Source organism: Sphingobacterium psychroaquaticum, from assembly GCF_004421025.1.
In the GTDB taxonomy this organism is placed as follows: Bacteria; Bacteroidota; Bacteroidia; order Sphingobacteriales; family Sphingobacteriaceae; genus Sphingobacterium; species Sphingobacterium psychroaquaticum.
Window position 1 is genome coordinate 537,083 of sequence record NZ_CP038029.1, and the last position, 14,178, is coordinate 551,260.

Sequence of the window (14,178 nt, forward strand, 5' to 3'; positions counted from 1 at the left end):
TTCTTTATGACCGTTATATATGTTCTGTTGGTCATGTATATGCGGTATGGTTGGTTTCGGATTCCTTTGTGGCGAGCAGGCGTAGCGAGTGTGCCGCAGCGGACGGTGTCCGTCCTCATTGCAGCACGAAATGAAGAAGACAATATAGGACGGACCTTGGATTGTATCGTGAATCAAGACTTTCCGAAGGAACATCTGGAAATTATTGTGGTGGATGATCATTCTACCGATAGTACGGCAGCCATTGTAGAAAGCTATGCGAGCAAGGGCGTTACTTTAATCCGCTTGAATGAAGGCGATCGCTTAAACTCCTATAAAAAGCTCGCTATCTCACGTGCGATTCAGCATGCACAAGGTGAAATTATTGTTACGACAGATGCCGATTGTAGAATGGGGCCTTTGTGGTTGAAAACTGTGGTACGATTCTTTGAAGAAGAAGATGCTTACTTGGTATCCTCGCCAGTAGTATACTCGGAGGAAAAGGATTATTTTGAACGTTTACAAACCTTGGAATTTCTTTATCTTATTGGCTTGGGGGCTGCGGGGATTGGGAATGGCAAGCCGACAACCTGTAATGGCGCTAATCTCGCTTATCGCAAAGATATTTTCTGGGAGATGGGTGGTTTCAATGGAATCGATAATCTAGCCTCTGGAGATGATGAACTTTTCTTGCATAAGGTAGCTGAACGGCATGCTTCACGCATTGGTTTTTGTAAAAGTCAAGATGCTATTGTATACACCGATGCGAAGCCTAATCTTCGCGCATTTTTGAGTCAGCGAAAGCGGTGGGCATCCAAGAGTACGAAGTACAAAGATAAAAAAGTGGTCTTCTTGGGTTTTAGTATTTGGCTGTTTAATTTAGCGCTACTGTTAGGGATTGCTCAGTTCTTTATCGCGTTACCAGAGGTCCATTGGTTATTGGTGGTGTCTCTGGCGTTAAAGATGCTCGTTGAATACCTGTTTATTGCTCCATTATGTCGCTTTGCAAATCGGTCAGAATTGCTATGGCAACTACCTTTATTATCTATTGTGCACGCCCTATATTTGGTGTACATAGGTCTTGCAGGTAATATTGGGAAGTATGATTGGAAAGGGCGGACAGTAAAGTAATCCTTGTTACTCTACCTTCGCCTTAATTATTGTTTCTGCTTTTTTTACAATTTCTTCGGCGTTTAGTCCTGTCGTATCAATAGGATCTAATACTTCCCAACGCATAGAGGTAAACGGGCGAAGAGGGAAGGCTCCGTAAGCCACCATTTTGTAGGAACCTTGAATGGCAATAGGCACGACGAGAGCGTCTGGATTTTTCTTTAATAATGTTGCGATTCCACCTACCGAAAATGGTTTCATTTTCCCGGTTTTTGTACGTGTTCCTTCGGGGAAGATAAAGGCAGACCAGTTCTTGGTCTTCATATTATTGGCCAGCTTCAATATTTCTGCGATAGATTGTTTGGGGTCTTTTCTGTCAATATTAGCCGCTCCACCATGTATTAGGTTAAAAGAGATGCTCGGTATTCCTGCTGTTGCTAACTCAATTTTGGAGATGAATTTACCATGAAATCTGCGCAAGAAATAGATTAAAGGTGGTATGTCAAATGATCCTTGGTGGTTGGCCACAAAAATAACAGGACGTCCAGTGGGGATACTTTTATTGTCAATAAATTGCGTTCTGTTGAATAAAGTGTAGTTACAGGCAACAAGAAATCCGTTTAAAATATCTACACTTTTTTTATGCGCACTGTAACCACCTAATTTTAAACATACCCATTGAATGGGATGAAAAATCAGCAATGATAGACCAAAGCATAAGTAAAATACAGGTGTTAAAATAAATCCAATCAGCTTTCTCATACAATTTAAATTTCGCAAAGATACTATTTATCGGATTAATTGTTGTTTTTTGAAATTGGATATGTGGCTGCTTTTTATTATATTCAGCGTACTAAACCGTTTATATCAATTCCTATATGCCTGCAGAGAAAGTAAAATTTTTAGAAGAAAATCAGTCCTTTTTGAATTGGTGGCTGGTCTTAATTTTAGTTGCCATCATTGGAACAAGTTTGTATATGTATTTCTCTCGGCCAGCAAGTGGAACCTTGCTCGTTAATATCGGTACGGGTATTGCCTGTTTAGTTGTTTTCTTTCTTGCTTCGGCAAAACTGAAGTTGCATATTGATTCTGAGAAAGTCGCGCTTAACTATTTTCCCTTGGTGTGGCAAGAAAAACAATGGAAATGGGAGGAAATCGAGGCTGCTCGGGTGCGTAAGTATGCGCCGTTAGCAGATTTTGGTGGCTGGGGCGTGCGTCGTCGAGGCGATACGGTGGCGTACACTGTAAGTGGTTCAGAAGCTTTAGAGCTTACATTTAAAGATGGTAGAACGACGGTGCTGATTGGAACAAATCGTGCAAAAGAAATACAAGAAATATTGAAAAAGTTAGAGGTCCGAGCTACAAGCTCGAATTAGCATGTAGGATAGATTAGGCTAGTTACCTTTATGGTAATCTTGCTTCAAAGATATTTTGCTTGTTATCTTATTGAGAATCTTCTTTTGGTAATCTCGCTGACACCTTGCTGGCGCGAACCTTCGGCTCGTGTCCTAATTTGTAGGAGGCATCAACTTTCAACTCAGCTCCTAAAAGGTCTGTTTAGAAAGAAGAGGTCTATTAAATACAGCGGGAGTCCGAGCCGAAGGCTCGAACTAGCATGTGAATCTTTATTAATATTACGGCGTTGTGTTTGCTACGGGGAGGACCTTACCATTATAGTACTTATGTCCATTTTGTGCGAACTCCGCTAGGTAGCGACCCATTTCGAAAGCCAATGTCCCCGCTTGAACATCTGGGAAAGCAGTTTCAAACATCTCTGTCTGTGATGACCCCAATGCGAGACAATTCACTTTTATCTCTTGTCCTTTAAATTCTTCTGCCAGACACTCGGTAAGTGTCGCGAGGGCACCTTTACTCGCCGAATAAGCAGCTAGTCCCGGGAATTTAGAAGAACCCTGAAAACCACCCATACTACCGACATTTACGATATGACTTCCTTTCGACATAAGTGGAGCAATATGTTGAATCATATTGACATGTCCCAATAGATTCGTTTGAAAAACTTTAGCGAAATCTTCCATACTCGTTTCTAAGAAAGGTTTGTTAATAAGTACTCCCGCGTTGTTGATCAGGATATCCACTTGATCAAATTTTGAACGAACAAAAGGAAGTAGGGCGTTTTCATAATCATCAAAGACGATATCAAACTGAGCAGGGTATAGCTTTCCTCCATCGGGATTCAGCGAGCTTGCTATTTCATGAAGCTTCCGAAGCTTATCAGCCGAACGGGCTAATGCAATGACGTTATGCTCCTTATTTGCTGTTAAATCTAAAACTGCTTCGAAACCAATACCACTGCTGGCACCGGTAATAATAATATTTGCCATGTTATTTGCTATTTTCTAGTTCTTGTTCTACTTCGTTCGGTGAAGGTATTTTATCAATACCTAACCGCTGTGGTCGAAATATATAGTATATTCCGGAAGAGGCTACAACTAGCGAGATCATATAAAAAACTAAACTGATTAGAACCGCTAAATGTGGATCTAAGCCCAGATATTTTGCTCCGAAGGACATGATGGTCTCTCGTAATCCTATTCCACCTAAAATAGAGGGTACAATAGCAACGAGTGAGGATAAGAGGAAAATCAAGAGGTACGGGGAGAACTTACCGTCGAAGTGCATCGCGTATAAAATTGAAATTGCGCTTAATGTTTGAAAGCCTTGAACCGCAAGTGCTTTGAGATGCGTAATGATAAACTTAGATAAGAATTCCCTGAAAAAAAGGTATAGAAAATAGAGATATGTAGCGGTTCCGACAATAAGGACTGCTATGGTAACGACATTAGGGATTGCGAGTCGTGGCATGAACATGATGAGACACCCCGTAATAATAGCTAAGGCCCACAAGCCACTTAAACGATCAAAGAATACCGCACTTAAAATACGTCTTCCTTTAACCGGATGGTTTTTACGGAGGAAGTAGATTTTGTATCCGTCGCCGCCAATTCCCCCGGGGAGGAAAAAATTATATAGTAATCCCAATTGATAGAGTCTGAAATTATAACGTTCGCTTACATGAAGCCCGACTACTTTTAGAAAACTATTAAGGCGTGAGGAGGCGATTATTTGTGATATGATATAACAAAGCAGTGCCAGTGCCAAATACCAAGGGTTGCAATTGTGTAGTGCTTCGCGGAGATCACTCAGAGAAACACGCGTGGACACCCAATAGATGGCTGCAAGGGTCACTGCAACCTTAAAGAAATTTTTAAGAAAGGGCCAATATTTTGTTTTTGTCATCTTTTATTTGTTGGCTTTCAGTAAATCCCTACGATTAGACCACGGGAAAAATCCGGATGTAAAAGAGAATCAAGTATAATATAAGAAAGATACTGCTTAAGCTAAACAACCAATTTAAGTCAATTTTTTCATATTTGTTCCGAAGCATTAGAATCAACAGACCGGTAAATAGGACGAGGAGAAGCAGTGGTGCTAGGAGTGCTATTTTGTTCGGAAAGACGATATGCTGGAGCATACTTTCTTTTTTTGTGAAGTACATAAACACAGGGAGAGCCATCAAGACGATAACCACCCGCAAGGCCGCTTTCGCTACAAATTTGCTTATGGTATGATTTTTGGAGGCGTTCATGCAGTCAAAGTTCTTATATTTGCGAATATAGTCAAAATAAAAAAACTAAATTTTATATTATGCGTAAACATATCTTATCCGTGGTAGCAATGATTGCAGCGGTATTCGTAGTGGCTTCGTGCGGCGCCCAAAAAAGACCTACTAATGGTGGTTCTGCATCTGGAGGTAGTAATGGTCCAAGCGCCTCCGAATGGAGAAATGGTTTGAAAGGGAAATGGGTCCTAAACTCCGTAGATAGAGAAGATATCCCAGCAGCGTATACGATTAAAAATATCCTTGATGAAGCTCCAGTGGATTGCTTTATTGGTAGTGTTTGGAACCTACCTGGCGGTAATTACAAAGGAAGTATAACATTCAATGCGTCAGGAACACTATGTGCTGATGGGGCGGTACGCACCATTGTATGGTCAGTTTATGATGCGAATACCGCTGGAGTACATCCGCAGTTTCAGCTTAAGAAAGTATATTCGGGAGAGAAAGCTCAGAATGTTACAAGTGGTTACCGTTTAGATCTTTCGTACTCTGATGGTCAGTCCTTAGTAATGCGTATGCCAATCCCATTGGATAATGGAACAGGAAACTTGGTGTTTAACTTCACACGTGTACAAGACTAAGCATCACTTTTAACGAAATGTATGAAAAGCGCTTTGCAATATTGCAAAGCGCTTTTTTTATCTCTTCTTAGTAAGATCCAATTCCATTTGAATGTTACACCGCTTGTACGGGGTGGGGTGTCCCGCTACTTTTTCAAAACCTAGTTTGTAATATAGGCTGATAGCAGGCTTTAATATCGTGTTGCTTTCTAAAAAAATCTTCTTAGCGCCAAGTTCATCGGCGGTTTTCACGATTTCTTGTCCTAATAGCCACCCGATGCTTTTGCCTTGTGCTGTTGGTGATACCGCCATTTTTGCCATTTCATAATCATAATCTGGATCCGTCATCTTAATCAATGCACAAACGCCAACAGGCTGATCCTTGTATAGCGCAACGAGAATCTTGCCCCCTTGATCCAAGATGTACGCCTGGGGATGATCTAAGGCTTTGTAGTCGGCCGCCTCCATTTCAAAGTAAGTGGATATCCATTCCTCATTTAAACGCTTAAATGCAGACTGGTAAGCAGGTGTATACGGAACAATCCTTACTTCCTTGCTCTCTCGTAACTTTTTGTGTTCCTGCACGCGTTTGAGGAGACTCTTTTTTTCTAATAAAAACTCCCATTCTGCAACAGCCTCCCATAGGTTATATGTCGCTTCTTGAATCAAGCCATCAACTGCTGCTTCCACATCGAGAGATTGTTCCTGCATCACATGCTGTGCTAACGCATGACCTTGGTCGCTGAGACCGACAATATTCTGTCGCTTATCTGCTGACTCGAGATTATCTAAAACCAGTCCTGCGGCAATCATTTCTTTGATTATTTTAGTAACCGAGGGTTGGGAATGCCCAATAGACTCGGCAATCTCTGTTATTGTTTTAGGTCCTTCATCTGCAAGGATAAATAGGGCAGGGAACCACTTTGGGGCAAACTCGACGTTGTATAGCGCGTAAATTTTTGCAGCATCATCCGTCATTTTGCTCGTTAATAAACGCAAACGGCTACCTAGGGCCATTTTGCCGGTTTTATTGAAATAATCCATGGCGTTAATCTTGTTGGTCGCTACTGCGATCTCTCTGGGTTTTAGTGTAGGTTGATTTTAAATTTTAATTACATAACTGATTATGTAATCAGCTATACAAACGTATAAAAAAATATTTTTTATGTCAATACCAATTTGAAAAATGTAGCTGCGACGTTATGTATAATAAAAAGAGGGGCTTATAAGCCCCTCTTTTTATTATACACCTAGTTTGGTTTGTAAGTTTTTCGTTAATGCTTTCTTGTGTAAAAGAATAGAAATCGTTTTGTAACGTACATATTCCTTCGTTGCGTACATATATCCTTTGTAATCATTGGATACACCCCAAGAGTTTTTCACGATATAGTATTCTTTACCATTTTGATCTTTCACTAATCCTACGATATGCATACCGTGATCGTCCGTTGTCGTGTAGTTGTCAAAAGCTTCCTGACGCTGAGCAGGTGTGATTTTCGGTTCAGCCTTAGGACCATTGAACATATTATCTTGTTCCTCTTTGGTCATTTGCTCAAATGGTTTTTCCGGAACGAAAGCCACACCATTTTTCCAACTGAAGCTTTTTTCTGATACGTCGGTAGCCCATGCTACGGTATAGCCATTTTGCAACGCATTGTCGATGATATCTGTCAAGTCATTGATCTGTACATTGTAAAAGCTTTCGAATGACCAGTTGTCTTGAATTAACAATACAAACGGTTTGTAGTACGCATGTTCTTCGAAAGAGGTGATACCTACATAATCGTCAGGATTGATACCTACTACTTGATCCGCAAATGTGCGTGGGGTATATGTTTTACCTTGGTATTGGAACGATGTTGGTGCTTCACCTAAGTATGCATCCATCGCCGCTGTAAATGCTTTTAACCAAGTATTACTTGGTTTTTTGCTTTTGGCAATTGTTTCTGTCATCCCTTGTAAGAGAGGTCCCATTTCACCGAAGTTGTTTCTGGTTTGGCCTGCTTGTAAACCGGTGTATGCTTCTTGAGGCACTGCACCATATTTACGGAAGATGGTCAACACATCGTGTAACTGTCCACCATCACCTTGTGCTTGGTCTCCGTGTAGACGCACGAAGTTTTTTGCTTTTTCAATATACGTATTACGTGCGGTGAAGATTTGTGATATTTCAACAGGTTGTTTCCCCATTCTAATCATCTCGGATTCCAAAAATGAGTTTCCGGAATATGACCAACAGGTACCGGATGATCCTTGATCTTTGATCGAGGTATTCCCTAGATTGATTACCTCTGTAAATTTGAAACCTTCTTTACTGTTGTCACTAACATTCCCTTTTAAGGCATTGATTAGATTGTCTTGCGCCTGCACTTGTGCTACACCAGTCAATAAGGCTGCTGCAAGAAATATTGATTTATTCCACTTCATCTGATAAATTTTTTACGAATTTAAACTTTTAAAATAGGCTTAGCTATTTTTAAATGTAAAAATGCTATCACAGAAAAGGCCCGATTTTTCGGGCCTTTTCTAGATATTTTATTAATGGTCATTATATAGGTTGCAATGACTTGTGTCGGATTGATCTCTACTGCGTAAGGTCTTCTTTTTTTGGAAACATAAGCGAAGCGATTACACTGATTACTAAGATCGATATAATAATAATCAATGAGTGTATAGTCTTAAACCCAATTGCTTCGAGTTGTCCGTGTAAGAGCATTTTCGCACCAATAAAGATTAATAGAAATGCTAAACCAACCTTTAAGTAATGGAACTTGTGAATGATGTTCACTAACAAGAAGAACATCGAACGTAAACCCAGTACCGCAAAGATATTCGAGAAGAATACGATATATGGATCTTTTGTTACGGAGAAGATTGCAGGAATAGAGTCGACTGCGAAAATCAAGTCAGTAAATTCGATTACCAAAAGAACCAAGAATAGCGGCGTCATATATTTAACACCATTTTCTACGTGGAAAAATTTCCCTTGATCTAGTCGAGGTGTTACCTTAAAATACTTGGAAGCGAACTTCACCACCGGGTGATTTTGTGGATCTACTTCTTCTTCTTTGTTTCTGGTGATATACATATTGATACCGGTGTATACTAAGAAGGCACCAAAAACATAAAGGATCCAACCAAATTTGGCAATTAAGGCGGCACCGACGAAAATGAAGATACAGCGTAAAAGAATTGCCCCAATAATACCCCAAACTAAAACTTTGTGGTAGTATTTTTCTGGAATACCAAAAGAGGAGAATAGCAAAACCATAACGAAGATATTATCGACAGATAGGGCATACTCTACCACATAACCGGTAAGGTATTCAATGGTAAGGTTTGCGTTGTACGTTTGAATACTCGCCGCTAGGTCATTCTCGTTGATCTTGATGTTGTGTAAGTGTTTGGCTACGACCTGTTTTAAGGTTTCGAAATCATGCACATTATGCAACTCATTTCCCCAGAAATACAATACCAATCCAAAAGCCAATGCAAAAAGCACCCAGATGGCACTCATAATGGCCGCTGCTTTTAATGATACAGGCTTATCGCTCTTGGAGAACAAACCTAGATCAATGGCTAACATGAGGACTATAAAAATGATAAATCCTCCAAAAAATAATAACTCGTGGCTCATGTGGGTATTTTATTTATTTCTTTCTGTAGTAAATCTGACTAGTTGTTGTAATCCTGTGCGGTATTCATTATCAGGAAACGTCGCCAGGATATCAAAAGCTTCCTGTTGATAGGCGAACATTTTCTTTTCCGCATAGTCTAGGCCTCCACTATTGCGTACAAATGAAATGACCTCAGCCACTTTTTCTTTGTTTTCGCTGTGGTTTCTTACCAGATTAATAATGCGTCTCTTTTCGCTGGTTGAGGTATGTTTTAACGCATATATTAAGGGGAGTGTCATCTTCTTTTCCTTGATATCGTTACCTACAGGTTTTCCGATATCGTCTGTGCCAAAATCAAATAGATCATCTTTGATTTGGAAAGCAATCCCTACTTTTTCGCCAAAGGTGCGCAACAGGTTTACCTGTTCGGGTGATGAACCCGCGGAGGAAGCTCCACATGCACAGCAAGAAGCAATCAATGATGCTGTTTTTTTCTTAATAATTTCGAAGTATACGCTCTCTTCAATATCAAGACGACGTGCCTTTTCAATCTGGAGCAGTTCTCCTTCGCTCATTTCTTCAACGGCCTCCGAAACAATGCGTAATAAATCATGTTCGTTGCTCGCAACCGAAAGTAGTAGCCCTTTAGAAAGCAGAAAATCTCCTACGAGAACCGCTACTTTATTCTTCCATAATGCATTGATAGAGAAAAAACCACGACGCTCATTTGCATTGTCTACCACGTCATCATGCACGAGTGAAGCGGTATGTAGAAGTTCTACTAAGGAAGCCCCACGGTAGGTAGAGTCGTTGATATTGCCGCAAAGACCTGCCGATAAGAAAACAAACATAGGTCGCATCTGCTTTCCTTTTTGCTTGATCAGATATTGCGTGATACGATTTAATAAGGGTACAGAACTACGCATAGACTCTTTAAATCGAGTCTCAAACAGATCCAGTTCTTTTGCTATAGGGGTTTGTATTTCTTTTAATTTCAGCATGTAAAATGGCTAATTAACCATACTCTCCGGCAGTATAAAAATTCGTATAAATATACGCAATAGATTACGAAAGATTATAATGCTTCGATTGCTAATTCCAATTCTTTATACCATTCTTCGCCATACTCGCGAATTAGTGGATCTTTTAGAAACTTATATACCGGTACCGAGAGCTCTTTTCCAAAGGTACATGCATCGTGACAGATGTGCCAACGATCATAATGTAATACATCAAAAGAAGGATAATGTGTAGTACGGATAGGGTAGAGGTGGCAGGAGATGGGTTTCTTCCAATCAACTTCTCCTAATTCATAAGCCTTTTCGATCGCACATTTTGTAATTCCATTCTCCCATGTAACGTAAGCACACTCTTTATTTCCATCTACGCAGGTGGTCGTTAGATCGCCATCCGCATCGATTACATGTGTTCCTTGTTGCTCGATTGCTTCAATCCCTTTGGCAGTCATGTAAGGTTTCACCTTGGGGTATATTTCGCGTAAAATTTCAGTCTCTTTTTCGTTTAACGGTGCTCCGGCATCACCTTCGATACAGCAAATACCTTTGCATTTCTGTAGGTTACAGACAAAATCATTGTTTACAATGTCCTCATGCACCAAAACTTGTCCTACTTCTATCATCTGTTCTATTGAATGTGTTTGAATAATTTTATTTTGAATAGCTTACACGCTCGCCTAGTTTATACTTTAAACCGCTTGCTTGTACAAGTTCCATGGTAATAGAACCTATTAATATTTCCACTTGTGCTTTAACCGGAATACGGTTGCCATCGTTGGTGACCCAAAGGAAGAGCTGGCTGTTTTTCTTGAATATTCGACCTGGAGTTATCTCGGGACTTAATTTGATACATTCAATTGTACCTAATGTTGTTTTTATTTTTTCAACTCCTATATATTTTACCCCCAGTTGTGCTACCTCGTCGTTTAGAAAATAAGAGATCTTGAAGGTGTCGTTTTTTTTCAAAGAAGAAAGATCTAAATTCCTTGAAAAGTAGTATGCCGATAGTAAATCAAAAAACTGGGAAGTAGGACTTTTAAAAGTTCCTTTTCTACCCGATACACTTTTATTCTTATGATCAAATGTAGCATACTCCTTACGCGTATAACGGCCTTCATGTATATCTTCCGTATACAGATAGGGCAGGTAATTGTCGGCATCAATGTAAGAGTCGTATTGGTTTTTTACGGTATAAAAAACAGAAAACGCACCTGAAGTTTGTCCGAAAGCAGATAAGTGAAATGCATTTGGGTTACTAAAACGAAGTTTAGATTTCTGTACTTGTAGTGTCCCTGTAGCTGCTGAGATAATGCCGTAACGTAACTTATACGTAAGCTTTTCTCCTTCCTTATATGTAGGGTCAGGAAGGTAAGGCAGGGTTTGCGCTTGCGCCCAAGATAGGGAACTAAAGACTAGGAAAATAAGTAGGTAGAGTTTTCTCATAATTTATTCGACCAATAAAGATGCCAATAGTTTAGGCTTTACGTTTAAATACCGGTACCGTAGAGCAGGGTTCACCATACATAATGCTCTTGGCCACCTTTGTCAATTCGACTGTAAATTGGACAAATGTTGATTCAGGCACATAGATATCGCCACACCCTTTAACGACAACACGTTGATCGGTGTACTGGGCATAGTCGATCCCACGCAGTGCGTCGTGGAATAATGTGCTTCGTACTTCTGTCTCGGATCCAAAGTGTACGGTCTTCGCAAAGGGAGATAGCTTATTTGCCAATAACATATAAGCCCATGTTGGAACGATAGCATCCGTGGAACAAATGATAGCGATATGTTTTCCGGCGTATTGCTCCCAATCATGGTTTTTGATAAATTCGCGAAAATCTTTCTCTTTTAGGATCAGTTCGTGGAATAGGTTGTCCTTGATATCATAGATAACAATATCTTCCTTTGGTGCGTAATCCGCCAGATCAATCGTCATTAACCCACTCTGTGCAACCTTATTTACAATATTTTCTTGGATATCCATGTGCTGTCAAAAAAAAAGCCGGACAATATTGTCCGGCTATAAAGTTAACGAATATATCTTAATAGAATTTAATGCGATTGTCATCAATATCCGCTTTACTTTGTAAGGCTTGATAGATGGCACTCCATGAACGCTGTGCTCTTGAAGTTTGCATTTGTTTCTTTTGATTGTTCATATCACTTGCTACAAGTTCAGCTGGGTTCGTAAAGCCAACTACTTGTACTGCATAAACTCCTTGTGCTCCTTTTACAGATTTAGATACTTTATTTGGTTGTAAACCGAATGCTGTTCCTACTACTGCAGGCTCTAGAGCTACACCTGGTAAAACTGGATTTGCTAATACAATGTTTTCAACATTGATTGCTGCTTTTCCGATTTTTTGTGCCGCTTGATCGATGGTAGAAGCACCAGCTAAGGCATTGTTAAGTTTCTCCGTAAGCATTTTAGCTTTCACTTCATTTCTTACTTGAACTTCAATATGTGGTTTTACAGCTTCTAAAGATAATAGTCCTTTAGGTTGAATATCTGAAACACGTGCTACGATAAAGTTGTGATCTGTTTCAAAAACTTTTTCAGAGATATCACCTTTCTTCGCCTCAAATGCCCAACGAACTAAGTCACGTGGCACTTCCGTTCCATTGAAGTTATTGTCCATTGCAATAGCGCGGTCCACTTTCTGTAAACTTACACCTTGTTTGCTTGCCACTTCAGTGAAATTTTTGCTATTAGCATCAGCAAAGAAATTGTTTGCTTTTGTATAAGCCGCATCTGTTGTTGCTTTTCCACTCGTAATCGCTTTGTCAACAATTGCCGCTTTAACGATCTTAGAATTACCAATTTGTTTTTCGATTTTGATAATGTGCGTACCAAAACGGCTGTTTACTACAACAACATCTCCTGCTTTACCCGAGAATACGGCTTCATCAAATTCAGGAACCATTTGTCCACGAGCGAAAGTACCTAGGTCACCACCATTTACTTTACTACCTTGATCCGTACTAAACTGAACGGCAAGAGCAGCAAAACTTTCTCCTTTTTGGATTAAACCTTTAATTGAATCTGCTTTTACCTTAGCTTTATCAACACCACCTTCAGCTGTTGCATTCAAAAGAATGTGTGCCGCTTTCACTGAATCTGGGCTGAATTTAGCATCTGCAATTTTAGCGATTTCGTAGGCTCCGTTTGAAAGGAATGGACCTACAGTGGTACCTACGGCAGCATTGAAAATAACAGAATCTAGTGCCGGACTAACTTGTCCTTTGCGGATATACGTGAAAGGATGTTTCGTGTCCGAATTAGAAACAACAAAAAGAGAGTCATTTGTTGAAGCAATTAACTGCGCTTTTAACTGATCGATTGTTGATTTCGTTGCAGCGCTATCATTAGCCGTTGGTTTTGCATCAAACAATACGTACTCAATTGTTCTACTTTCTTCTGGGTTTTTGAAACCATTTTTATGTTGATCGTAGTATGCTTTGTAATCTGCATCTGTCAATTTGATCTCAGAATCTTTCACTGTAGAGTAGTCTAACATCAAGTATTTGAAGTTAGCCAGTTTGTTACGTTGGTTATATTCTTCTTGAGCCTCAAGCGCTGTTACATAAACACTGCTGCTAAGCAAGTTGGAGTATTTTTGGTTTAAACGCTCATTTTTGATGTTTTCCAAAAGTGTTTCCCATTGCTGACGCATTTCCGGCGTACCTTGAGTAGAGATTTGAGAAAGGAAAGTTGTTAACTGGTTTCTGTCAAACATACCCGTTTCTGGGTTTGTAAAAGCTTGGATAATTTGCGGAGATGGGTTTTTCCCACTCACTAGCGCATTTAACTCGTCTTTACTAACAGAAAGTCCAATTTTACCAATCTCTTGCTTTAAGAGCTCTTGTGATACAAATTGATTCCATACCTGTTGTACGGCATAGCTTCTGATTTGTGGCGAAGCAGCGCCCCCCATTTGTTGTTGGTACATGGCCGTTGTTTGGTCGACCTGTGCATTGAAGGCTTGATAGTCGATAGACTCGCCATTTACATTACCAACTTGATTTTGACTTTTCATCCAAAAAGGAGTTCCCATATTGATGATGTCTCCCAACAAAAACGCAACAATTGCTAAACCAATGATGGTTACTACTAACCCAGCTCGGTTTCGCAAATAGCTCATTAATCCCATAGTCTGTATACTGTGTTTATTTTTAAATGCTTAATATTTTTGTTCTTTTTCAAGGTTAATTGGAGCGATTCAATACCTCCGTTTGATTTGTTGGCG

At 39.9% G+C, this 14,178-nt stretch carries 15 protein-coding genes; 3 read left to right on the top strand and 12 right to left on the bottom strand.

Features of this window, described 5'->3' with window-relative positions; all coding sequences use genetic code 11:
• Positions 1 to 6: 6 nt before the first annotated feature.
• Positions 7 to 1,110 (top strand): glycosyltransferase family 2 protein, encoded by a 1,104-nt coding sequence (locus tag E2P86_RS02255; protein ID WP_134430448.1) that lies wholly within the window; start codon positions 7 to 9, stop codon positions 1,108 to 1,110.
• A gap of 6 nt (positions 1,111 to 1,116) precedes the next feature.
• Here E2P86_RS02255 and E2P86_RS02260 read toward each other — a convergent pair whose 3' ends face one another.
• Positions 1,117 to 1,851, bottom strand: a complete 735-nt coding sequence (locus E2P86_RS02260; protein ID WP_134430451.1) for a lysophospholipid acyltransferase family protein — start codon at positions 1,849 to 1,851, stop codon at positions 1,117 to 1,119.
• Positions 1,852 to 1,967: 116 nt separating this feature from the next.
• Here E2P86_RS02260 and E2P86_RS02265 point away from each other — a divergent pair, with 116 nt between their 5' ends.
• Positions 1,968 to 2,465: a hypothetical protein gene (locus E2P86_RS02265; RefSeq protein WP_085472340.1), complete on the top strand. Its 498-nt coding sequence runs from the start codon at positions 1,968 to 1,970 to the stop codon at positions 2,463 to 2,465.
• A 258-nt stretch (positions 2,466 to 2,723) separates the two neighbouring features.
• Here the strand turns inward: E2P86_RS02265 and E2P86_RS02270 are convergent, their stop codons facing one another.
• The 3 genes from E2P86_RS02270 to E2P86_RS02280 are packed head-to-tail and all read right to left on the bottom strand — an operon-like array spanning position 2,724 to position 4,699.
• Positions 2,724 to 3,434, bottom strand: a complete 711-nt coding sequence (locus tag E2P86_RS02270; RefSeq protein WP_134430454.1) for an SDR family NAD(P)-dependent oxidoreductase — start codon at positions 3,432 to 3,434, stop codon at positions 2,724 to 2,726.
• Position 3,435: 1 nt separating this feature from the next.
• A complete protein-coding gene (locus E2P86_RS02275) occupies positions 3,436 to 4,350 on the bottom strand; it encodes a lysylphosphatidylglycerol synthase transmembrane domain-containing protein (RefSeq protein ID WP_085472338.1) in 915 nt (304 codons plus the stop codon).
• Between the two features lie 34 nt (positions 4,351 to 4,384).
• The gene (locus E2P86_RS02280; RefSeq protein ID WP_085472337.1) at positions 4,385 to 4,699 is read right to left on the bottom strand and encodes a hypothetical protein; all 315 of its coding nucleotides are present in this window, start codon (positions 4,697 to 4,699) and stop codon (positions 4,385 to 4,387) included.
• A 59-nt stretch (positions 4,700 to 4,758) separates the two neighbouring features.
• On the opposite strand from E2P86_RS02280, the gene E2P86_RS02285 reads away from it, so the two are divergent.
• On the top strand, positions 4,759 to 5,313 hold the full coding sequence (locus E2P86_RS02285) for a hypothetical protein (protein ID WP_085472336.1): 555 nt from the start codon (positions 4,759 to 4,761) through the stop codon (positions 5,311 to 5,313).
• 57 nt (positions 5,314 to 5,370) lie between these two features.
• Here E2P86_RS02285 and E2P86_RS02290 read toward each other — a convergent pair whose 3' ends face one another.
• The 8 genes from E2P86_RS02290 to E2P86_RS02325 form a co-directional block, all read right to left on the bottom strand.
• A complete protein-coding gene (locus E2P86_RS02290) occupies positions 5,371 to 6,309 on the bottom strand; it encodes a bifunctional helix-turn-helix transcriptional regulator/GNAT family N-acetyltransferase (protein WP_240775560.1) in 939 nt (312 codons plus the stop codon).
• 225 nt (positions 6,310 to 6,534) lie between these two features.
• Positions 6,535 to 7,719 (bottom strand): C1 family peptidase, encoded by a 1,185-nt coding sequence (locus tag E2P86_RS02295; protein WP_085472330.1) that lies wholly within the window; start codon positions 7,717 to 7,719, stop codon positions 6,535 to 6,537.
• 157 nt (positions 7,720 to 7,876) lie between these two features.
• Entirely contained in the window at positions 7,877 to 8,929 is a 1,053-nt protein-coding gene (locus tag E2P86_RS02300) for a TerC/Alx family metal homeostasis membrane protein (protein WP_085472329.1), read from the bottom strand.
• A gap of 9 nt (positions 8,930 to 8,938) precedes the next feature.
• Positions 8,939 to 9,910, bottom strand: coding sequence for a polyprenyl synthetase family protein (locus tag E2P86_RS02305; protein WP_085472328.1), 972 nt, complete (start codon positions 9,908 to 9,910; stop codon positions 8,939 to 8,941).
• Between the two features lie 74 nt (positions 9,911 to 9,984).
• On the bottom strand, positions 9,985 to 10,548 hold the full coding sequence (locus tag E2P86_RS02310) for a DUF3109 family protein (RefSeq protein ID WP_085472327.1): 564 nt from the start codon (positions 10,546 to 10,548) through the stop codon (positions 9,985 to 9,987).
• A gap of 28 nt (positions 10,549 to 10,576) precedes the next feature.
• On the bottom strand, positions 10,577 to 11,368 hold the full coding sequence (locus E2P86_RS02315; protein ID WP_085472326.1) for a DUF3108 domain-containing protein: 792 nt from the start codon (positions 11,366 to 11,368) through the stop codon (positions 10,577 to 10,579).
• A gap of 31 nt (positions 11,369 to 11,399) precedes the next feature.
• Positions 11,400 to 11,915 carry a DUF2480 family protein gene (locus E2P86_RS02320; RefSeq protein ID WP_134430460.1) on the bottom strand — a complete coding sequence of 172 codons (516 nt, stop codon included), beginning with the start codon at positions 11,913 to 11,915 and terminating at the stop codon, positions 11,400 to 11,402.
• A 58-nt stretch (positions 11,916 to 11,973) separates the two neighbouring features.
• The gene (locus E2P86_RS02325) at positions 11,974 to 14,082 is read right to left on the bottom strand and encodes a peptidylprolyl isomerase (protein WP_085472324.1); all 2,109 of its coding nucleotides are present in this window, start codon (positions 14,080 to 14,082) and stop codon (positions 11,974 to 11,976) included.
• Positions 14,083 to 14,178: the final 96 nt, after the last annotated feature.